Source organism: Campylobacter concisus (assembly GCF_003048595.2).
Lineage (GTDB): Bacteria > Campylobacterota > Campylobacteria > Campylobacterales > Campylobacteraceae > Campylobacter_A > Campylobacter_A concisus_L.
In genome coordinates this window covers 1,254,108-1,273,618 of sequence record NZ_CP049270.1, presented here as the reverse complement: position 1 = coordinate 1,273,618, position 19,511 = coordinate 1,254,108, and the positions used below count along the sequence as shown (strand labels likewise).

21 protein-coding genes are annotated in these 19,511 nt (G+C 37.9%); 15 read left to right on the top strand and 6 right to left on the bottom strand.

Annotated features, from left to right (window positions below):
- The first annotated feature begins 1 nt into the window (after nucleotide 1).
- From CVT15_RS06480 to ruvX, 3 genes are read left to right on the top strand one after another with little or no spacing between them, the layout of a single operon-like run.
- On the top strand, nucleotides 2–1,393 hold the full coding sequence (locus CVT15_RS06480) for a divergent polysaccharide deacetylase family protein (protein ID WP_103576395.1): 1,392 nt from the start codon (nucleotides 2–4) through the stop codon (nucleotides 1,391–1,393).
- On the top strand, nucleotides 1,390–2,160 hold the full coding sequence (locus tag CVT15_RS06475; RefSeq protein WP_103576394.1) for a DNA-processing protein DprA: 771 nt from the start codon (nucleotides 1,390–1,392) through the stop codon (nucleotides 2,158–2,160). The genes CVT15_RS06480 and CVT15_RS06475 overlap by 4 nt, the downstream gene beginning before the upstream one ends.
- Nucleotides 2,157–2,540, top strand: a complete 384-nt coding sequence (gene ruvX, locus CVT15_RS06470; RefSeq protein WP_087583917.1) for a Holliday junction resolvase RuvX — start codon at nucleotides 2,157–2,159, stop codon at nucleotides 2,538–2,540. Before CVT15_RS06475 ends, ruvX begins: the two co-directional genes overlap by 4 nt.
- Before the next feature lie 15 nt (nucleotides 2,541–2,555).
- On the opposite strand, the gene CVT15_RS06465 is transcribed toward ruvX, so the two are convergent.
- From CVT15_RS06465 to CVT15_RS06440, 6 genes are all read right to left on the bottom strand, one after another.
- A complete protein-coding gene (locus tag CVT15_RS06465) occupies nucleotides 2,556–3,356 on the bottom strand; it encodes a hypothetical protein (protein ID WP_107898135.1) in 801 nt (266 codons plus the stop codon).
- On the bottom strand, nucleotides 3,353–4,375 hold the full coding sequence (gene queA / locus CVT15_RS06460) for a tRNA preQ1(34) S-adenosylmethionine ribosyltransferase-isomerase QueA (protein WP_107898134.1): 1,023 nt from the start codon (nucleotides 4,373–4,375) through the stop codon (nucleotides 3,353–3,355). Before queA ends, CVT15_RS06465 begins: the two co-directional genes overlap by 4 nt.
- Nucleotides 4,368–5,126 (bottom strand): twin-arginine translocase subunit TatC, encoded by a 759-nt coding sequence (tatC, locus tag CVT15_RS06455; protein ID WP_021091515.1) that lies wholly within the window; start codon nucleotides 5,124–5,126, stop codon nucleotides 4,368–4,370. Before tatC ends, queA begins: the two co-directional genes overlap by 8 nt.
- A complete protein-coding gene (gene tatB, locus CVT15_RS06450) occupies nucleotides 5,126–5,524 on the bottom strand; it encodes a Sec-independent protein translocase protein TatB (protein ID WP_103576391.1) in 399 nt (132 codons plus the stop codon). The genes tatC and tatB overlap by 1 nt, the downstream gene beginning before the upstream one ends.
- A gap of 67 nt (nucleotides 5,525–5,591) precedes the next feature.
- Complete coding sequence (hemW, locus tag CVT15_RS06445) at nucleotides 5,592–6,638, bottom strand: radical SAM family heme chaperone HemW (protein ID WP_103576390.1); 1,047 nt, start codon at nucleotides 6,636–6,638, stop codon at nucleotides 5,592–5,594.
- Between the two features lie 55 nt (nucleotides 6,639–6,693).
- The gene (locus CVT15_RS06440) at nucleotides 6,694–7,578 is read right to left on the bottom strand and encodes an AraC family transcriptional regulator (RefSeq protein WP_103576389.1); all 885 of its coding nucleotides are present in this window, start codon (nucleotides 7,576–7,578) and stop codon (nucleotides 6,694–6,696) included.
- 106 nt (nucleotides 7,579–7,684) lie between these two features.
- Here CVT15_RS06440 and CVT15_RS06435 point away from each other — a divergent pair, with 106 nt between their 5' ends.
- The 12 genes from CVT15_RS06435 to cmoA all read left to right on the top strand — a co-directional run bounded on the left by CVT15_RS06435 (nucleotide 7,685) and on the right by cmoA (nucleotide 19,434).
- Nucleotides 7,685–9,631, top strand: coding sequence for a TonB-dependent receptor domain-containing protein (locus CVT15_RS06435; RefSeq protein ID WP_103576388.1), 1,947 nt, complete (start codon nucleotides 7,685–7,687; stop codon nucleotides 9,629–9,631).
- A gap of 31 nt (nucleotides 9,632–9,662) precedes the next feature.
- Nucleotides 9,663–10,730, top strand: a complete 1,068-nt coding sequence (locus CVT15_RS06430; RefSeq protein WP_258033174.1) for a PepSY-associated TM helix domain-containing protein — start codon at nucleotides 9,663–9,665, stop codon at nucleotides 10,728–10,730.
- 64 nt (nucleotides 10,731–10,794) lie between these two features.
- Entirely contained in the window at nucleotides 10,795–11,259 is a 465-nt protein-coding gene (locus CVT15_RS06425) for an RNA pyrophosphohydrolase (protein ID WP_103576387.1), read from the top strand.
- Nucleotides 11,259–12,461 carry an aspartate kinase gene (locus CVT15_RS06420; protein WP_103576386.1) on the top strand — a complete coding sequence of 401 codons (1,203 nt, stop codon included), beginning with the start codon at nucleotides 11,259–11,261 and terminating at the stop codon, nucleotides 12,459–12,461. The genes CVT15_RS06425 and CVT15_RS06420 overlap by 1 nt, the downstream gene beginning before the upstream one ends.
- Nucleotides 12,461–13,003 carry a HobA family DNA replication regulator gene (locus tag CVT15_RS06415; protein WP_021091525.1) on the top strand — a complete coding sequence of 181 codons (543 nt, stop codon included), beginning with the start codon at nucleotides 12,461–12,463 and terminating at the stop codon, nucleotides 13,001–13,003. Before CVT15_RS06420 ends, CVT15_RS06415 begins: the two co-directional genes overlap by 1 nt.
- Nucleotides 13,004–13,624: a DNA polymerase III subunit delta' gene (locus CVT15_RS06410; RefSeq protein WP_107898133.1), complete on the top strand. Its 621-nt coding sequence runs from the start codon at nucleotides 13,004–13,006 to the stop codon at nucleotides 13,622–13,624. It abuts the gene before it with no gap.
- On the top strand, nucleotides 13,621–14,760 hold the full coding sequence (folP, locus tag CVT15_RS06405; protein WP_107898132.1) for a dihydropteroate synthase: 1,140 nt from the start codon (nucleotides 13,621–13,623) through the stop codon (nucleotides 14,758–14,760). Before CVT15_RS06410 ends, folP begins: the two co-directional genes overlap by 4 nt.
- Nucleotides 14,761–14,840: 80 nt before the next feature.
- Entirely contained in the window at nucleotides 14,841–15,185 is a 345-nt protein-coding gene (locus CVT15_RS06400) for an NADAR family protein (protein WP_230853908.1), read from the top strand.
- Nucleotides 15,186–15,227: 42 nt separating this feature from the next.
- On the top strand, nucleotides 15,228–17,171 hold the full coding sequence (gene ligA, locus CVT15_RS06395; protein ID WP_103576942.1) for an NAD-dependent DNA ligase LigA: 1,944 nt from the start codon (nucleotides 15,228–15,230) through the stop codon (nucleotides 17,169–17,171).
- Complete coding sequence (gene tlyA, locus CVT15_RS06390) at nucleotides 17,161–17,874, top strand: 23S rRNA (cytidine-2'-O)-methyltransferase TlyA (RefSeq protein ID WP_087586404.1); 714 nt, start codon at nucleotides 17,161–17,163, stop codon at nucleotides 17,872–17,874. The genes ligA and tlyA overlap by 11 nt, the downstream gene beginning before the upstream one ends.
- Entirely contained in the window at nucleotides 17,840–18,733 is an 894-nt protein-coding gene (locus CVT15_RS06385; protein ID WP_103576943.1) for a bifunctional riboflavin kinase/FAD synthetase, read from the top strand. Before tlyA ends, CVT15_RS06385 begins: the two co-directional genes overlap by 35 nt.
- On the top strand, nucleotides 18,730–19,434 hold the full coding sequence (cmoA, locus tag CVT15_RS06380) for a carboxy-S-adenosyl-L-methionine synthase CmoA (RefSeq protein WP_021085945.1): 705 nt from the start codon (nucleotides 18,730–18,732) through the stop codon (nucleotides 19,432–19,434). The genes CVT15_RS06385 and cmoA overlap by 4 nt, the downstream gene beginning before the upstream one ends.
- Nucleotides 19,435–19,511 lie beyond the last annotated feature (77 nt).

The following is a 19,511-nucleotide window of genomic DNA, read 5'->3' as shown; positions in this document are numbered from 1 at the left end:
CTTGAGCGAAAAAAAGACTGCAAAGAAGCGACCCACAAAAAATAGTGCAGGTCGCTCTCACAATAAAACCTATCTTGGTATCGGCATTATCGCAGCTATTTTGATAATAGCACTTAGCGTAGCCCTTAGTATAAAAAATAATGGTACAGAGCAGTTAAGCAAAACAAATGAGCCAAAGATAGAGAAGCAAATTTCTAAAAAAGCTGAGCCAAAGTTTGCCAGTAAAGAGAAAAAACAAGAGTACGAAAAGAGAAAATACCCTCTAAAATTTGATGAAGATGAAAATTTAAGTAAAATTTTTACTGATCCTAAGCATAAAAGTGAGCTTACTTTAAATTCAAAAGTTGAGCCAAAAGAGCAAAAAAAGATAGCTGAAGTAAAGAGTGAAGCCAAAAAAGAAGAGATAAAAAAAGAGCAAAACGATACTAAAAATTTGCTTGCAAGTTATAAGAATACAGAGCCTAGCGTAATAGAAAATGAACAAAAGATAGAGCCATTTTATAGCTCAAAAATCGAACAAAAAACCGAGCTAAAATCTCAAAATTTTGAAGTAAAAATCGATCAAAATAAAAGCGCTGAAATAGAAAAAAAAGAGAAAATTAAAAGCGAGAACATAAAAGTCGAGCCAGCTAAAAAAGCTGAAAATTTAACCACTAAAAAGATAGAAAAAACAAAATACGAAGAAAAGAATATAAAAAAAGATAGCTTTGAAGCGGTACCTTTTACGCCAAATGCCAGTATAAAAGGGCGCGCAAAGCTCGTTATCATAATAGACGATGTAGCGACATTTGAACATGCAAGTATGATAAAGTCGCTTGGCTTAAAAATCACGCCGTCTATTTTTCCAGCGACAAAGACTCATCCAGATACGCCAAATATCGCAAGAACATTTGAGTTTTACATGATACATCTTCCGATGCAAGCAAAACACTTTGATAGCCCAGAGATAGGCACTCTTACGATCAACGAGAGCTTTGAGGGCATGCTTGAGAAGATAAAAAAGATACGTAAAGACTTCCCGCGTGCAAAATATACAAACAACCATACAGGATCGCGCTTTACAAGCGATTTTGATGCTATGGATAAGGCTTATAGGGCGCTGATAGAGCAGGGCTTTGTCTTTATTGACAGCAAAACTATCGCTCAAACCGCAGTAGCAAGAGCTGCAAAAAAACATAATCAACCATACATCTCAAGAGATATATTTTTAGACGACGATCCATCGGCTAGTGCTGTTAGGCGTGAGCTTGCGGCTGCTGTAAATTTGGCTAAAAAAAGAGGCTATGCGATCGCCATTGGACATCCAAAGAAAAATACGATCGCAGTGATAAAAGAGAGCAAAAATAATCTTTTAAAAGATGTTGATGTGGTTTATTTAAAAGATATTTTATGAGACTTGATTTTATCCCAGAGCCGTTAAATAGACTAAAAAATCCACCAAAACAGCTAAATTTTATCGGAGATACTTCGCTTTTATCTTTGCCAAAGATCGCAGTTGTTGGCTCAAGAAAGGCAAGTGTTTATACAAAAGAGTGCGTTACGGCACTTTGCGCAGCACTAAAAAGTGCAAACGTCTGCGTGGTAAGTGGCGGAGCTATCGGCGTTGATATCACAGCTCATAAAGCTGCTATGCCACGAACGATTGGTATTTTTGCGAGCGGACTTGACACCATCTATCCAAGCCAAAATAAAGTGGTGATAAAAGAAATTTATGAAAAAGCCTTGGCTCTTAGTGAGTATGATGAAGGTGAGCCACCACTTGCTTATAGATTTTTGGAGCGAAACCGCATAGTTGTGGGGCTTTGTGAAGCTCTAGTCGTCGCGCAAGCTGATCTTAAAAGTGGCTCAATGCAAAGTGCAAGGCTTGCAAACGAGCTTAAAATTCCAGTTTATGTACTGCCACAGCGCATGGGCGAAAGCGATGGGACAAATTTTTTGCTTGCAAATAAAAAAGCCGAGCTTATTGATGACTATCATAAATTTGCTTCACTTTTTGGCGAGATAAAAGAGCAAGAAAAGACTAGTGACGAGATTTTAAAATTTTGTAAAAATGGTGTAAGCCTTGATGAAGTTTTGGCAAAATTTGGCGATATCATCTATGAGTATGAGCTTGAGGGGCTAGTTGAAATTTCAAATCTAAGAGTGAAGAGCGTGTTATGAGAGAGAAATTTATGGCGATCGATGTTGGGTTAAAGCGAATAGGGCTTGCCTTTGGTTTTGGCGAGATCGTGACTCCGCTTGAGCCAGTGCTTAGAAAAAATAGAAATCAAGCCGCAAGAGATGTGAGCCAAAAGGTAAATGAATATGCCCCAGACACGCTGGTAGTGGGTGTGCCAATCGGTGGTAGTAGCGAAGATGAGATGAGAAGACGTATCGAGCATTTTGTCTCACTTCTTGATGTAAAGGCAAATATCGTCTATCAAGATGAAGCTTTTAGTAGCAGTGAAGCTAGTGAAATTTACACAAATACAAAGCGAGATGGTAGGCTAGATAGCATTTCGGCCACTATTATTTTAAAAAGATATCTTGGGATAAATTAAAAAGTAAAAATCGGTCTATTTTTCGAGCGAATTTTTAAAAGCTAGCTGAAAGCTATCTGTGTTAAAAGGCTGCTTTAATACTGTGACATTATTTGGCAGATCGTTAGCCGACTCATCGCTTTTACAAATGGCTACGATACGAAAATTCTTAATATTTTTAAACTCAAGTATATCTTCTAGCATCGCTTCATTTTTTAAAATTTTACTATCGATAAAAATAACAAATGGGGTAAAAATAGAATCTTTTATGTGTCTCATTAGATTGCTAAGGTCGTTTTTGCCGATAACCTTTAGACCTAAAAAATTTATCTGAGCACTAATGGTGTCAAACAAAGCATCGTCATCGCAAGCGACTAAGATATTTGTATTTGTTTGATTTTTGATATTTATTTGTCTTTGGATAGCTCTATCGCCTGTTAGTGCCGCGCTAAAAGATATTAAAAATTCTCCATCATTATGAGAGATCATAGATTCATTTGCTTTTTTTAGATAGTCGTTTATCTTGCTGAGATAGTAGTGACTTGGCCTCATTACGCTATGGCTAGATTTTATCTTAATGTCAAAATGTACAGATTTGGGACTATAATTTTTAAGTTGAAAGAGAATGTAAATGTCTGCATATTCGGTAGAATAAAGGAAAAATTTGCAAATATTTTCAAGTGTTTTTATGAGATTTGTGGCATCAAATTTTAAAAACCTTGGATAACTTGGATCGTAACTAAAAATGATGGAATTTTTAGTGTCTTGCGCATCTTGGTATATGGCGCTAAGAAAAATTTCCATTCTGTTTATGATATCGATATGTTTATCTTTCATATTATCAACATCCCGTCGCCGTATGAGTAAAATCTATACTTTTCATCAACTGCCGTTTTATAAATCCTCATCGTCTCTTCAAGCCCTATAAAGCTGGTAACTAGCATTATTAGAGTTGATTTTGGTAGATGAAAATTTGTAAGAAGGTAGTTTTGTCTAATTGGTTTATTATTTAGGTTTAAAAATAGCTTGCAAAAGCCGCTTGCTTGCTTGCTTCTTGCAAATTCTTCAACACATCTAGTAACCGTCGTGCCAACGCCAAGGATTGGTTTATTAGAATTTATAATCTCTTGAGCTTGCTCGCTTAGCTCGTAAAATTCTGAGTGCATTTTGTGGTCATTTATATTTTGGCACTCCACACCTTTAAATGTCCCAGCGCCAACGTGAAGCGTAATGTAGGCGACTTCATGCTTTGTTTTTATCTGTTCTAGCATTTGCTCACTTATGTGAAGGCTAGCTGTTGGAGCTGCCACTGCACCGCTATTTTTAGCAAATATGCTTTGATACCAGCTCTCATCATCCTTTGTATCAGCCCTTTTAATGTATGGTGGAAGCGGGACATGACCGATCTTTTCAAGCTCACTAAAAAGGTGAACATTATCAAGCAAAACGCCATTTTGCGTAAAATTTACCACCCTTGTGCCATCGTCATTTAGCTCAAGCACATTGACTTTTAGATTATCAGGAAAATTTAAAACGCTACCAGAGCTTACTTTGCCTCTTATATAGACGCTAAATTTATTCTCGCCTATGGGCTGATTTAGCATCACTTCGCAAGCCCCACCGCTTTCTTTTTTTCCTAAAATGCGAGCTTTGATAACTTTTGTATTATTAAAAATAACTGCAGCATCATCTGGAATAAGGCTGGAGAGATCTTTAAATTTGTAGTGTTTTATCTCTTTTGTATTTTTAAAATAGACAAGCAATCTTGCCTCTTCTTTTGGCAAAACTGGCTCTTTTGCGATGAGCTCTTCAGGCAAAAAATAATCATAACTCGAGACGTCGTTTATATTACTCATCGCTTGCTACGTCGCTGTCTTGTTCTTCTTTTTCGTCTTCATCGTCGCTCTTGTTAGCTCTTTTAGCGACGATTATTGAAATTCCATAAAGTCCGATGAGTGGTAGTGCCATTAAGACTTGACTTATCACATCAGGTGGTGTAACGATAGCTGCAAAGATAAAGATGATAACAACAGCGTATCTGAAGTAATCTTTTAGCATTTTGTCATCGACAAGTCCGATCTTTGCTAAGAAAAATGTAATGACTGGTAGCTCAAATGAAATTCCAAAGCCAATCAGTAGTTTTGCAAAAAAGCCAACATACTCGCCAATGCTTGGTAAAGCCGTAAAGAGCTGGCCACCAAAATTTACCAAAAATGCAAAGCCAAGCGGGATGACCACGTAATAACAAAACGCCGCCCCGCACGCAAACATAAATGAAGCTGAGATGACAAATGGGATCACATATTTTTTTTCATTGTCATAAAGTCCAGGGGCGACAAATAGCCAAAACTGCCAAAAAATGATAGGTAGTGCGATCACGACACCAGCAAAAAATGCAACTTTCATCGCAGTAAAAAATGGCTCTTGAATTTGAGTAAATATGATATTTGAGCCAGCTGGCAAGACCTGTTTTAGTGGTTCGCTCATCCATGCAAGCAGTGGGTTCCAAAACGTAAAGCAGATGCCAAAACAGACAAAAACGCTTACTATGCTTATAAAAAGTCTTTTTCTAAGTTCGATTAAATGGGGTCTTAGCTCTTCAAACATTACGCCTCTTTTTTATCGTTTAAGATCGCATCTTTAACTAAATTTGTTGGATTTTGTATATTTTCTACCGTTTTTTTGGTATCGCTTACGACATTTTGTATATCGTTAGTGATATCATTTGCGCTTTTTTTGATCTCGTCAAGCTCTTCAAATGTGAGCTTTTTACGCACGTTTTGAGCGCTTTGGGTTATGCTCTCTTTATATTTTTGAGCATCTTCTTTTAGCTCAGCTATCTTCATTTCTTGATCAAATGTTGATTTTGCGTCATTTATACCTTTTTTAAACATTTTTAGAAATTTTGCAATCTGAACCATCGCGCTTGGCAGCTTGTCAGGACCTAAAACTAACACTGCAATAATGGCGATAACTAAGATTTCAGAAAAACTCATTCCAAACATTTTTGCCTCTATTAAATTTTATTTAAGCTTTGTATTTTATCTTGACTTTGCTCAAAATTTTATAAATTTAGCCCTCGATAAAGAGTGCGATCTCGTCGCTTAGTAAGAAATTTGGATTGTAAAATTTACCATTTTTAAAGAGCAGTTTTTCATTTTCTACAAGAAAATTTGCTCTTTTTATCTGAGTCTCACTTAAGCGTCCAGCCTCCACACCAACTATGCTTCTAAGCCCTAAAAATATATGCTCTCTTACTAACTCACTTTGGCTTAAAATTTCTTTTTCTCTATATGTTGGTTTGGCGATGTAGGCATCTATGCCGTTTTTGGCGTAGTATCTAGTGCCGTCCACAAAGCCCACGCTAAAAGCGCCCACACCAAGATAACTTTTGCCTTGCCAGTAGCCAAGATTGTGCTTGCAAATTTGACCGAAATTTGAAATTTCATACTGCGCAAATCCAGCAAGCCCAATTTGTTCTATCATAAATTTAGCCAGGCTGTCGCTATCTTTTTTATAGCTTTTTTTGCCAGCAAATGGGGTATTTTCTTCAAGCGTGAGTGAGTAAGCACTTATGTGCGTAATAGCAAGACTTTTTAAATTTTCAACCTCAGCCAAAAGACGCTTTTTAGTGTCAAATTTGGTGTCATAGATGAGGTCTAAATTTATATTGCTAAAGCCAGCTGTCTGGGCATTTTCAACTGCTTTAAAAATTTGCTCTCTGCTGTGAATGCGCCCAAGAAATTTTAGCTTATCTTCAAAAAAACTTTGAGCACCAAAGCTTATGCGATTTGCCCCTAAATTTTTAACATGCTTTAGCCAGGCTAAATTTGCAGAATTTGGATTTGCTTCAAGTGTGATCTCAGTTGTTGGAGTGCAAAGAGGCGTTAAAATGCTAAAAATTTCATCATAAAATTTAGCATTTACAGCACTTGGTGTGCCACCACCAAAAAAGATAGTAGAAATTTCTTTTACATTTTGGCTTTTTAGCTGAAAATTTAGATCAAAGCAAAGTGCCTTAAAATAGGTGCTAACCTTCTTAAATTCGTCATCACTTGAGCCAAAGGCGCAGTAGGGACATTTGCTTTCACAAAATGGCACGTGGATGTAAACTTGCAAATTTCTCTCTTTTTAAAATTTTGGCGATTATAAGAAATTTGGCATTTATAGCAGTTTAAAAGTAGCTTTTTGTCTTTAAGAGTTTGCTTGGCAAAAAGCCAAAATTTATCTTAAAAATTTTTGCAAAATGTGCAGTATTTGCGTAGCCTACGATATTTGCAGCTTCTTTTATGCTTATATCATTTTGCTCTAAAAGAGTAAAAGCTAGCTTTAGGCGCTCTTTTGCTAAGAGCTGATAGATCGTATCTTTGAAAAATAGCTTAAAATTTTTCTTTAGCCAAAAGTCATTTGTACCACAAAGATGGGCTAGCTCCTTGATGCTTGGAGGATTTTGCATGCGACTTAATAATATCGTTTTAGCCTTTAAAAGAGTCTTTTCTTCGTCACTGCTAAGTGAAATTTCGCTCTCTTTTCGTATTTTACTTTTGTAAATAAGCTCTAAAATTTTTGATTCGGTAAAAATTTCCCTCATCGCGCCTTCATATAAATTTGTCGTATCAAGTTCATTTAAAACACAAATTTGAGCTAAATCTTTTTTGTATTTCAAAAGCTCAAATTTATCATCAAATCTAAGCCCAGCAAATATCTCAAGCTTATTTGCATAGCTTTCGTCAAAAAGTAGTGTTTTTGTCTTATAAAATTTATTTTGATACTCAAAGACACCTTTAAAATCATCATTAACAAGCCCAATGCAAAATTCATCTTTGTTTAAAATATACTCTTTTCTATCAAGCTTAAAGCAAAGATCGTTTTTATCCTCATTAAACATTAAAAATAGGTATTTCTTAGACTTGTGACGATCCCTTTTTATCCTGCCATTACATAAAATTTCACTTTTTAGATAGCTGATGCCACTGCTTTGCTTGAAAAACTCTACGCTTGCTTGTTTTTCCTTTTGAGATATTTTGCTCGTTCCATATTTTTTGTCTAAATTTATCATTTTATCCCTCAAGCGTTAAATTTAATCCCTTTAGCGTTACGTATGATATTGATAACGATTATTTAATTTTAGTAAAATGTGCATTAAATTTTTATAAGGAGTTTTTGTGAAAAGTGCATTAAAAATTTCTATTTGTGCGGCAATTTTTATAAATTTACCGCTTTTTGCAAATGAAGATAAGGTTCTACCAGAAGTTAAAGTAGTGAGTGCGACAGGATTTGAACAAAATATCAAAGACGCACCAGCAACGCTTAGTGTTATAACCAAAGAGGCATTAGAAAAGAAAAATCACAAAGATATCGAGAGCATGACCAAAGATATCCCAAGTCTTTTTGGGACAACTCCCGCAGCGGCAAATAGACGAGGAATTTCTATACGTGGATTCTCTCCAAGATTTACTAAAATTCTAGTAAATGGCATGCCAGTACCCGGTGATAACGCCTATAAAGGGCTTAGAAGCGTTGGAGGCTCATATAGTTTCATCCCACCAGCAAGTGCGATAAGCCGTATTGAAGTGATACGTGGACCTATGAGCTCGCTTTATGGAAGCGACGCACTAGGCGGAGTTATAAATATCATTACAGATGAGTTTAGTAATGAATTTGGTGCAAATCTTGGCTCAAGCTATAAATTTGCAAGAAATAAAAATATAAGTGGCGAGCTTTACAATAGTCTTTATTTGCACTCTGGACTAATTGATGATATTTTAAGTGTTTCTGTTTATGGTAAAAATTTAAATAAATCAGAAGATAAAATTTCTTATGCAAATAGAGAGCAAAAGGATAGAAATTTTGGTGCAAAACTATTTTTTAGGCCAAATGAAAATAATGATCTTACGCTTGAGCTTGCAAGAAGCGATGTGAAATATAAAAGAACTAAAGGCAAAACACTATCAACTGGTACTAACTCGGTTGCTAGCGAAAGAATAAAGGGCGATATGATAAATTTAAGCCACGAAGCAAGGCTTGATAATATCTTGCTTCAAAGCTATTTATCTTACGGCAAGATAAAAGAGATAGCACAACAAAATTTGACGCTAAAGACTCTAAACTTTGATACAAAAGGCTCATATTTTACCGATAATAATGCCTTTACATTAGGACTAAACGCTAAAAAAGAAAAGCTTGACGAAAAGGCTACCACAGCAGATGCGGCAAATGTAAAAAGGTATGATGTTTCACTTTACGGCGAAGATGATTATCATCTTACAAAAGATTTTATCTTAAGTACTGGTATTCGCTATAACTACGATGAGAACTATGGATCGCACGTTTCACCAAGAATTTATGGCATCTATAGCTTAAACGACTTTTTTGCCCTTAAAGGCGGAGTTAGCACAGGTTATGCGACACCTGATATCAAGCAACGAACACAAGATCTTGCGTTGCCATTTGCTGGAGGACGCGGAGCACAGCTTGGTAGAAGTAGCCTTAAGCCAGAGACAAGCGTAAGTTATGAATTTGGTGGCGTTTATAATAATAATGAAGGTTTTGAAACGTCTTTAACTGGCTTTTACACAAGTTTTAAAGATATGTTAAGCTATAGCCCTATCTGCTCAAGAGGCAGCGTTTGTATGCATAAAGGTAAAATTTATCCAAATGGTATTTGGGAGAGTATAAATATCGGCAAGGCTGAAATTTACGGAGTTGAGCTAACAAATGAGTGGCAGGTGACAAATGCTCTTAGACTAAATCAAAGCTATGTTTATACAAAATCAAAACAAAAAGATGGACCAGAAGCTGGTAAAACCTTAAACAACTATCCGCTTCATACATTTAAATTTGGAGCGAACTACGAGCTAAATAGATGGCTAAATTTCTGGTCACAGATAAATTACTATGGTAGAACTAAAAACTCTTTTAACTATGCTAATGATATGAGAGCTTACGTTATTGCGGATCTTGGCATAAACTACAATGTAACTAAAAATTTCAGCCTAAACCTAAGCGTTTATAATCTCTTTAACGAGTTTTTTACGACAAGATCAAACGGATATGATATCTTAATAGCCGATGGGCAAAAGATCGAACTTGGCTTTAATTTGAAGTTTTAAAATGTTTAAAATTTAGCGGAAATTTCACTTAATTTTAGCTCTTATCTTTGCTTTGCCACTTTTGATAATCTCAATTAGTGGAGCGATTATTTCGTATCATGATGAGATAATTGAAGCTTTTAGCAAAGATGAGATAGAGATAACAACTAATAAAAGTGCTTTAAAAATAGATGAAATTTTAAAGGTCTTTAGTAAGACTAGGCCAAATTTTAACCTTAGTTATATAAAGATAAAAGGCGAGGTAAATAGAGCTTATGTAGTAAGCGGCACAAGCGAGAATGGTGAGTTTAAGTCATTCTTTGTAGATCCTTATACGGGCGAGATAGTCTCTGAAAATAGTGTGGAAAAATTTATAGGCCTAGCTTTAAATTTACATAAAAATCTAGGACTAGCTCTATTTAAAAATGAAAATTTATCTAAAATCGCAAGTGAGCTAGTGGCGATTTCGACGCTTGCACTACTTGTTGTTTTAATAACCGGGGTGCTGATACATTTTTGGAGATTTAGAAGCAAATTTATTAGCGCCTTTAAGCTAAATATAAAGGCAAAGAAATTTGCATTTTTATATTCGCTGCATGGATTTTTAGGGCTTTATTTGGGAGCTATTTTGCTTATTATCTGTATTAGCGGTCTATACTTTTCTTATGAGAGCTTTGCTAAGGTCATAAATCAAATTTATGGCGAGCAAAAGGTATTTAAAAAGCCAAATTTTACTAGCAAAAATGGTTTTAGTCTAAATGAAGAGCAAAAGGTAGAAAATCTTCAAAAAGCTTATGAAATTTTTACTTTAAAATTTGGAAATGAGTTTGACGCTTTAAATTTTATTCTCAATAAAGATGGCGTAAAATTTATGATCTTTTACTTGCCAAAAGGCGCTAGTGAGAGTGATGGCGTTAGGTTTGTAGTCGATACGGCAAGTGGAGAAATTTTAAAAAACACCATGCCAAAATCTTTTGAAATTTATAAATTTATGCTTGATCTGCACGCTGGATATACATTTGGAGAGGCTGGAAAATTTATCTTTTTTATGGCTTCTTGTGGAGTTGGCGTGCTACTTTTTAGCGGTTGTGTGATTTATTACAAACGGCGTAAAAAGTAGTTTTTATTTATCTATCTCTTAACTCTTTTTAGTTATTATCTCAAATAAATTTCTTGGAAAAAACATGCAAAAAAAATATAGACCAAACGTGGCAGCTGTTGTTTTGTCTAGCTTGTATCCATTTAAATGTGAAATTTTAGTCGCAAAAAGAGTGGATATGGATGATATCTGGCAGTTTCCTCAAGGCGGAATAGACGAAGGCGAGAGTCCAAAGCAGGCCTTAAAAAGGGAGCTCAAAGAAGAGATCGGAACTGACAAATTCGATATCTTAGAAGAGTATCCAGAGTGGCTAAGCTACGACTTTCCAGCAAATGCGGCAAAGAAATTTTACCCATTTGATGGGCAGACGCAAAAGTATTTTTTAGTTAGACTTAAAAATGGTGCCAGCGTAAATTTAAAGACAGAGCATCCTGAGTTTAGCGAGTATAAATTTGTAGATTTTGGTAGAAGTTTAGAAAATATAAATCACTTTAAAAAACCTATTTATGAAAAGGTTTTGAGTTATTTTAAAGAGAAAGGATATTTTTGATGTTAATCGTTCAAAAATTTGGCGGAACTAGCGTAGGAACACTTGAGCGCATCGAAGCTGTGGCAAATAGAGTCATCGAGACTAAAAATAGCGGTGCGGATGTGGTCGTGGTAGTTTCTGCGATGAGCGGAGTTACAAATCAATTGGTTGAATATAGTGAATATTTTTCAAAACACCCAGATGGCATCGCCACCGATATGCTTTTAAGCTCTGGAGAGCAAGTAACCACCGCGCTTTTGACGATTGCGATTAATGCAAAAGGCTGTGCTTGTGTGGGTATGACAGGTGCAATGGCGGGTATTATTACCGATAATGTACATACAAAAGCTAGAATAGAAAAGATAGATACACAAAGGCTAAAAGCTGAGCTAAAAGCTGGTAAGATCGTGGTTGTAGCCGGTTTTCAGGGTATAGATGGAAAAGGTGATATTACGACACTTGGTAGAGGTGGAAGCGACCTTAGTGCGGTTGCTTTAGCGGGAGCACTAAAGGCTGACCTATGCGAAATTTTTACCGATGTTGATGGAGTTTATACAACTGATCCAAGGATAGAAAAAAAGGCAAAAAAACTAGAGCAAATAAGCTATGATGAGATGCTTGAGCTCGCCTCTGCTGGTGCGAAGGTACTTCAAAATCGCTCAGTCGAGCTGGCAAAAAAACTAGAAGTAAAATTAGTCACAAGAAGTAGTTTTAATCACAACGAAGGTACATTAATAGCAAAGGAAGATGACAATATGGAAGCAGTTTTAGTAAGCGGAATAGCACTAGATAAAAATCAAGCAAGAGTAACACTAAGAGGCGTAGTTGATAAGCCTGGTATTGCAGCAGAAATTTTTACAGCTCTTGCGCATGAAAATATAAACGTAGATATGATAATCCAAAACGTAGGGCACGATGGTACTACAAATTTAGGCTTTACAGTACCACAAAATGAGCTTGAACTAGCAAAAGAGACTATGCAAAAACTCTCAGCTGCAAAACATATAGAATTTGATGACGCGATCGTAAAAGTTTCAGTTATAGGCGTCGGTATGAAGAGTCATAGCGGCGTAGCATGTCTAGCATTTGAAACGCTTGCAAAAGAGGGTATAAATATCCAAATGATCTCAACAAGTGAGATAAAAATTTCAATGATCGTTGATCAAAAATATGGCGAGCTAGCAGTTCGCGTACTTCACGATGCTTATAAGCTAGATCAGTAATGCAAGACTTTATTCAGTGGACGTTAAAGGCTATTAGGGATGAAGGTCCTTTGATGAGCTGGATGGAGGAAAGGCGTGTTGAATGGACGCCTTTGCTCGCATCTAGGCTTAAATTTTTACTTGAAGGAAGGGCTTTTATAACTATAAGTGATGAAGAGCGAAGATGGTTTGAAATTTATCTTTTAAAAAAGATGAACCATTCAAAAAGTATAAGGCCATTTTTGCCATTTTTTAGCCTAAGATCGCTTTATCCATCGCTTGACGAGATAGAGACAAATGAGCAAAAACAGCTTCTAAAAGATATGCTCAGTCTTGCTTTTCCAAACGGATACTTGTTTTTTTATATCGGAAAGAGCCTTGATAGATATGCGAATTTAGCTAAAAGCGATGAGGATAGTTATATGTGGCTATTTGACGAGCAGGCACAAAATAGCTTTACTCTTAGCTCAAGCGATGAAAATTTAGACATTAAACTAATAAGTCTTTGCAAAATTTTTGATAAAAGTATCGATGCGGCTCTCTTTGCAAAGGTGATACTCTAAATGCTTAATAAAATCGTCGTTACAAGCGATTTTGAAAATTTAAAAGCCAACCTTGAAGATGAGTTTGGCACTAATAATTTAAGATTTTTTATAAGTGATGATTTTTTGCTAGAAAATGCAAAGGAGGTCATCGCAGAAGCATACATTGCTGAAAAAGATGAAAAAATTTTAGTAATACATGCTAATTCTTTTAGAACAGAGGCTCAAAATGCACTTTTAAAGATCATTGAAGAGCCTCCAAGAAATATCAAATTTATAATAGTAACGCAGAGTAAAAATTTACTTCTATCAACGATTAGATCAAGAATGCTCATAGAAAATAATCTCACAAAAAAGCCAAAAATAACCCTTGATCTAAATTTAAAATCGCTTAGCCTAAAAGAGCTAACAAGCTTTATCGATCAAAAGATCGCAGACGAACAAGCTCAGAAATTTGGCAAAAACGAGTTAAAAGAGCTTGTTGGCGTTATCGTGACAAAGGCGGTTGATAGCGGGTATAAATTTAGTGGCGATGAGATGGATTATTTTTTCTCGCTTATTAAGCTTGCGGATCTAAATGCCAAGTCTCACGCCGTGCTAACGCCGCTACTGCTTACTATATTTCAAAAAGGACGACGTTGAAATTTTATAAGATAAATAATAAAAGTGACTTTGAAGAAATTTGCAAAGCCATCTCTCCAAGCCCTGCTGGTGCGAAGCTCATGCATGAAAAGAGCGAGATAAATTTTATATTTATAGATGAGATAAAAACCCCAGCAGCAAATATCCTAAAGCAAGATGCACTTAGCGTTGGAGCCGAGCTTGTGACGCATAAAGATACGATTTTGGGCAAAGAGAGCCTAAATAAAGCCTTACTAATAGCGACAAATGCGCAGCTTAGACAGCTAGCTAAAAAAGAGAAGTTGCAAGACTTCGGACTTAAAAATTTAGCAGTCTTTTTGGATACAAAATTTATAAAGCCAACAAAGCCTCTTATAATGGGCGTTGCAAATATAAACACAGATAGCTTTAACGAACAAAGCCGCATAAATACGCAAAATGGCATAGCGAAAATCGAAGCCATGATAGAAGCAGGTGCAGACTACATCGATCTTGGCGGCGTTAGCTCAAGGCCAGGGAGCGAGTATTGTGGCCGCGAAGAGGAATTTGGGCGTATAAAAGATATTGTGGAGGAAATTTACAAGCTAAATTTACATGAAAAGGCGAAATTTAGCCTTGATAGCTTTGATCCTTATTGCCTTGAATTTGCTCTAAATCACGGCTTTAAAATGATAAATGACATCACGGCAAATATAAATTTAGCCCCACTTGCTGCAAAATACGATGCTGAGTTTTGCATGATGCATATGCAAGGCGATCCTGCGACTATGCAGGTCGCGCCAAAATATAACGACTTAATCGGCGAGATAGCAGACTTTTTTGAGCAAAAGATAGCCCTAGCAAAGGAGCTTGGCACCAAAAAACTAGTGCTTGATGTGGGTATTGGCTTTGGTAAGACGGCCGAACAAAATTTATTGCTTATTAAGCATTTGGAACATTTTTTAAAATTTGACTGCCCACTACTAGTTGGTGCTAGCCGCAAATCAGTTATAAATCATTACAGTCCAAGTGAGGTTAAAGACCGTTTACCAGGCTCGCTTTACCTACACTTAAAGGCCTTCGAAAACGGCGCACATATCATCCGTACACACGACGTGGCCGAGCATAAGCAGCTTTTTAATATGCATGAGGCGATGAGTCAAGCCACGCTTTGGTAGAGTGTAAGGCTAAAAAGGCTGAGTGCTTTGGTGATAAAGAGGCTTTGGAGCAAATTTTATCCGCTAAAGATCCAGCGTAGATGAAGGCGTTTGGTAGGCAGGTGCGTGGCTTTGACGCTAAGGTCTGGGATGAGGTCAAATTTGGCGTCGTGTTAAATGCGAGCTATCTAAAATTTAGCCAAAATGCCCCTTTGCGAGACTTTTTGCTCCAAACTGGGAGTAAAGTTTTGGTTGAAGCAAGCCCACTTGATAAAATTTGGGGCATAGGTTTGGCTGTAAGCGATGAAAATGCACAAAATCCCATGAAGTGGCAAGGGCAAAATTTACTTGGCTTTGCGCTAATGAGAGCTAGAGACGAGATAGCAAAGGTCTATAAAAATGTCCATTTATGTGACGCCAGAGAGCTAAATTTAGATCATTTATAAAGTATGTTTAAGATAAAATGCGGTGTAAATTTGGAGCAAAAAATGACAAAACAAGAGTACGAAAAAGCGGTAGAGACGCTAAATACGTGGGCAAAGGCCTACTACGACGAGGATGAGCCACTTGCAAGTGACGAGGAGTATGACGCGCTATATCACGCTGTGCTTGAGTATGAGCAGGCAAATCCAAGCGAAATTTCTATCTTTTCACCTACAAAACGCGTGGGCGGTACTGTAAAAGAGGGCTTTAGCAAGGCCAATCACATCAAACGCATGTGGAGCATGGAAGATATTTTTGATCTAGCCGAGCTTGATGCGTGGCTAAAGCGTGGTGATAAAGAGAACTTAACCTTTGTTGCTGAGCCAAAATTTGATGGAGCGAGCTTAAATTTGCTTTATGAAAACGGTGTTTTAGTTAGGGCGATAACCAGAGGCGACGGCGTTACAGGCGAGGACGTGACGCAAAATGCAAGGACCATTAGCTCGGTGCCAAAGAGCATTAGCTACAAAGGGCTCATTGAAATAAGGGGCGAAGTCGTCATAAGAAAAGATGACTTTGAGCTATTAAACGCAGAGCGTGCAAAAGAGGGCGAGGCGCCGCTTTCAAACCCTAGAAACGCAGCCGCAGGCAGTCTAAGACAGCTTGATAGCGCGGTCACTGCTAAAAGAAAGCTACTTTTCATACCTTGGGGCGTGGGCGAGCAGAGCCTTGGGCTAAAAGATCACAGCGAGGTGATGAAATTTGTGCGTGATCTTGGCTTTGAAAGAGATGAATTTTTTAAAATTTTAAAAAAAGATGAGCTTGAGACTGCGTATAACGAGCTACTAGCCAGCCGCGAGGCAAAGAGCGTGATGATGGATGGCATGGTGATACGTGTAAATGACCTTGTGCGCTGTGAGCAGCTAGGCTACACGGTCAAATTTCCAAAATTTATGGTGGCATTTAAATTTCCAGCCATTGAAAAGGTGACTAGGCTAAGAGATGTGGCACTTCAAGTTGGCAGAAGTGGCGTAGTAACGCCTGTTGGCGTGCTTGATGAGGTAAATATAGATGGTGCTAATGTAAAATCCGCCACCCTTCATAACTTTGATGAGATCGAGCGCCTTGGCGTTATGAAAAACGACTACATCGGCATCATCCGCTCAGGCGACGTCATACCAAAGATCACAAAGGTTTTTAAAGATAGGCGAGATGGTAGCGAGCAAGCGATAGAGAGGCCTAAATTTTGCCCAGTTTGCGGCTCGCACCTGCTTGATGAAGGGGTCTTTGTAAAGTGTCAAAATTTAAGCTGCAGGGCAAGAGTGGTGGGCTCGATAATCCACTACGCATCGAAAAAATGCCTAAATATCGATGGCCTTGGCGACGCAATCGTAAATTTGCTATTTGATAAGGGGCTAATTTCCTGTATAAAAGACATTTACGGCCTTAAATTTGATGATCTCATTGTGCTTGAGGGCTTTAAAGATAAAAAGGTAAACAACCTTTTAAGCGCTATCGAAGCTAGCAAAGGTGCGGAGCTATCGCGCTTTATCACCGGCCTTGGCTGTGAGCACATCGGTGAGGTGGCGGCTAAAAAGCTCGCAAGTAGCTTCGGTTTAGGCTGGCTTGATGCTAGTTTTGAGAAGCTTGTCTCGCTTGAAGGCTTTGGCGTGGAGATGGCAAACAGCTTAATAGACTTTGCCGAGGTAAATAGAGATGAAATTTTAGCTCTTAGCCAGATCGTGCAGCCAAGCGTGACGCAGGTGCAGAGCATCTCAAATGCGCTAAGTGGTAAAACGGTGGTGATAACTGGCACGCTAAGTCGCCCAAGAGATGAGATAAAGGCGGAGCTTGAGAGTTTTGGCGCAAAGGTTTCTAGCTCAGTTTCTAAAAAAACGGACTTCGTCCTAGCTGGCGAGGAGGCTGGCAGTAAGCTAGGTAAGGCGAATGAGCTAGGCGTGCGAGTGATCGATGAGAGCGAATATGAGAGGCTAAAACTTGAGGTTTGATAACTACGTCGCAAGCGTTTTAAACATCAGCAGAAACAAGGCGAGCGAGCTGATAAAATCTGGCAAGGTGCTTTCAAACGGCGAGATTTGCACCAAGGTTTCAAGCGAGGTTAGTGAGGCTAAAATTTCGCTGCTTGATGAAATTTACGTTGGGCGAGGGGCGCTTAAGCTAAAAAGCTTTTTGGAGACGATGAAATTTGATCTAACTGACAAAAATGCGCTTGATATAGGTAGCTCGACTGGTGGCTTTATGCAAATTTTGCTTGAGCGTGGCGTAAAAAGCGTGACTGGTGTGGATGTTGGCACCGATCAGTTAGATGTCAGCCTAAGAAGTGATGAGCGAGTGAAAATTTATGAAAAAACTGACGTCAGAGAGTTTGCCAAGCAAGGGCAAGATAAATTTGATCTAATAACTTGCGATGTTAGCTTTATCTCGTTGGCCGAAATTTTACCAGCCATATTTGGGCTTGCAAGCACAAATTCGCTCATTATCACGCTTTTTAAGCCACAATTTGAAGTGGGTGTTGGTGTAAAACGAAATAAAAAAGGTGTTGTCACTGATATGAAAGCTATAAATTTAGCAATGAAGCGCTTTGAAGTGATGGCTAATGGCTTAGGATTTAAAATGATAGCTTGCAAAGAGTGCGAAGTAAAAGGGAAAGAGGGAAATGCCGAATTTTTCTACGCTTTTAACAAAAGATAACATCACTGCCGTTGCGATCGGGCACTTTGACGGCGTGCATAGAGGGCACAAACAGCTTTTAAAGCAGCTTGGCGAGTTTGGCGGACTTGTCGTGATTGATAAAAATAAAGCCAACATCACGCCAAAGCTAAAGCGAGCCGAGTACTCAAACTATCCTTGCTTTTTGTACGATTTTGAGAGTATAAAAGGGCTTAGTGGTGAGGAATTTATCGCGATGCTAAAACATGATTTTAAAAATTTAAAAAAGATCGTTGTTGGGTTTGATTTTAGATTTGGCAGAAATAGAGCGTGGGATAAGCACGATTTGAAAAGAATTTTTGATGGTGAGGTGGTCGTCGTTGATGAGGTTTGTTATGACGGCATGGGCGTGCATAGCTCATCCATTAGGGAGCTGATACGCCAAGGCAACATCGATGAGGCAAACAGGCTAATAGGCAGGGAGTACTCGATCGAGGGCAACGTGATAAAAGGGCAGGGCATCGGCGCAAAAGAGCTGGTTGCCACGCTAAATTTAGATATAAAAAGCTATCTTTTGCCGCGCGAGGGCGTCTATGCGACAAGAACGAGAATGGGCTCATACACCTATGGCTCGGTCACTTTTATAGGCAACAGACTTAGCACGGATGGAAATTTTAGCGTTGAGACGCACATCTTAGACGAGGTCGCGCCAAAAGTGACAAAGCACGTTGCCGTTTGCTTCATAAAACGTTTGCGCGATAATAAAAAATTTAACTCTCTAAGCGAGCTAAAAGAACAGATAAAACGCGATATAAACGAGGCTAGGCAGTGCGTGGGCGTGTGCGATCTCTTTTTTGGAGAGACGATGAGATACTTTGACGGATATGGAGCTGGTATATGAGAGATGAAATTTTTAAAGAGCCTATAAGTAAGCAGTTTGAGTTTGATGACTTTGTGGCGAGCGTTTTTGACGATATGATCTCGCGCTCGGTGCCATTTTACGACGTTAGCTCAAATTTAAATGCAAAGTTGCTGGCTAAAATTTTGCCAAAATCAGCAAAAGTGTGCGACCTTGGCTGTTCTACGGCAAATAGCCTACTTTTGCTAAACAACCTTAGAAACGACCTCGTGCTAAGTGGCGTGGATAACTCTGAGGCGATGCTTGCAAATGCAAAAAACAAGGCAAAGGCTTATGGAGCTGATATTGAATTTATTTTAGATGACATTTTAGAGTGCGAGCTAGAGGGCTTTGACGCGGTTTTGGCAAACTATACTTTGCAGTTTATAAGACCGCCAAAAAGGGCTGATCTGGTGCAAAAAATTTATAACGGACTAAATGAAAATGGTGTTTTTTTGTTTAGTGAAAAGATCATCTTTGAAGATAAAAAGCTTACTAAAAGCGTCATAGAAATTTACGAGGACTACAAGCAAGCGCAAGGCTACTCACGCTACGAGATCGCCCAAAAAAGGGAGGCGCTTGAAAATGTGCTTGTGCCATACACTGAAGAAGAAAATAGAAACTTAGCCCTAAATGCTGGCTTTAAGCGTGTCGAGAGCACATTTAAATGGGGAAATTTCATGAGTTTTTTGGCGTTTAAGTAAATTTAAAAATATCTGCTTTTGTATTTAAATATAAAATTTAATCATAAACATTGAATTTAAAATTTAGATTTTGCTTT

Excerpts from the sequence above, each read along its gene's own strand:
- CVT15_RS06475 (WP_103576394.1), top strand. The coding sequence starts at position 1,390 with ATGAGACTTGATTTTATCCCAGAGCCGTTAAATAGACTAAAAAATCCA.
- ruvX (WP_087583917.1), top strand. The coding sequence starts at position 2,157 with ATGAGAGAGAAATTTATGGCGATCGATGTTGGGTTAAAGCGAATAGGG.
- CVT15_RS06465 (WP_107898135.1), bottom strand. The coding sequence starts at position 3,356 with ATGAAAGATAAACATATCGATATCATAAACAGAATGGAAATTTTTCTT.
- queA (WP_107898134.1), bottom strand. The coding sequence starts at position 4,375 with ATGAGTAATATAAACGACGTCTCGAGTTATGATTATTTTTTGCCTGAA.
- tatC (WP_021091515.1), bottom strand. The coding sequence starts at position 5,126 with ATGTTTGAAGAGCTAAGACCCCATTTAATCGAACTTAGAAAAAGACTT.
- tatB (WP_103576391.1), bottom strand. The coding sequence starts at position 5,524 with ATGTTTGGAATGAGTTTTTCTGAAATCTTAGTTATCGCCATTATTGCA.
- CVT15_RS06440 (WP_103576389.1), bottom strand. The coding sequence starts at position 7,578 with ATGATAAATTTAGACAAAAAATATGGAACGAGCAAAATATCTCAAAAG.
- CVT15_RS06425 (WP_103576387.1), top strand. The coding sequence starts at position 10,795 with ATGCAAAAAAAATATAGACCAAACGTGGCAGCTGTTGTTTTGTCTAGC.
- CVT15_RS06420 (WP_103576386.1), top strand. The coding sequence starts at position 11,259 with ATGTTAATCGTTCAAAAATTTGGCGGAACTAGCGTAGGAACACTTGAG.
- CVT15_RS06415 (WP_021091525.1), top strand. The coding sequence starts at position 12,461 with ATGCAAGACTTTATTCAGTGGACGTTAAAGGCTATTAGGGATGAAGGT.
- CVT15_RS06410 (WP_107898133.1), top strand. The coding sequence starts at position 13,004 with ATGCTTAATAAAATCGTCGTTACAAGCGATTTTGAAAATTTAAAAGCC.
- CVT15_RS06400 (WP_230853908.1), top strand. The coding sequence starts at position 14,841 with ATGAAGGCGTTTGGTAGGCAGGTGCGTGGCTTTGACGCTAAGGTCTGG.
- ligA (WP_103576942.1), top strand. The coding sequence starts at position 15,228 with ATGACAAAACAAGAGTACGAAAAAGCGGTAGAGACGCTAAATACGTGG.
- CVT15_RS06385 (WP_103576943.1), top strand. The coding sequence starts at position 17,840 with ATGCCGAATTTTTCTACGCTTTTAACAAAAGATAACATCACTGCCGTT.
- cmoA (WP_021085945.1), top strand. The coding sequence starts at position 18,730 with ATGAGAGATGAAATTTTTAAAGAGCCTATAAGTAAGCAGTTTGAGTTT.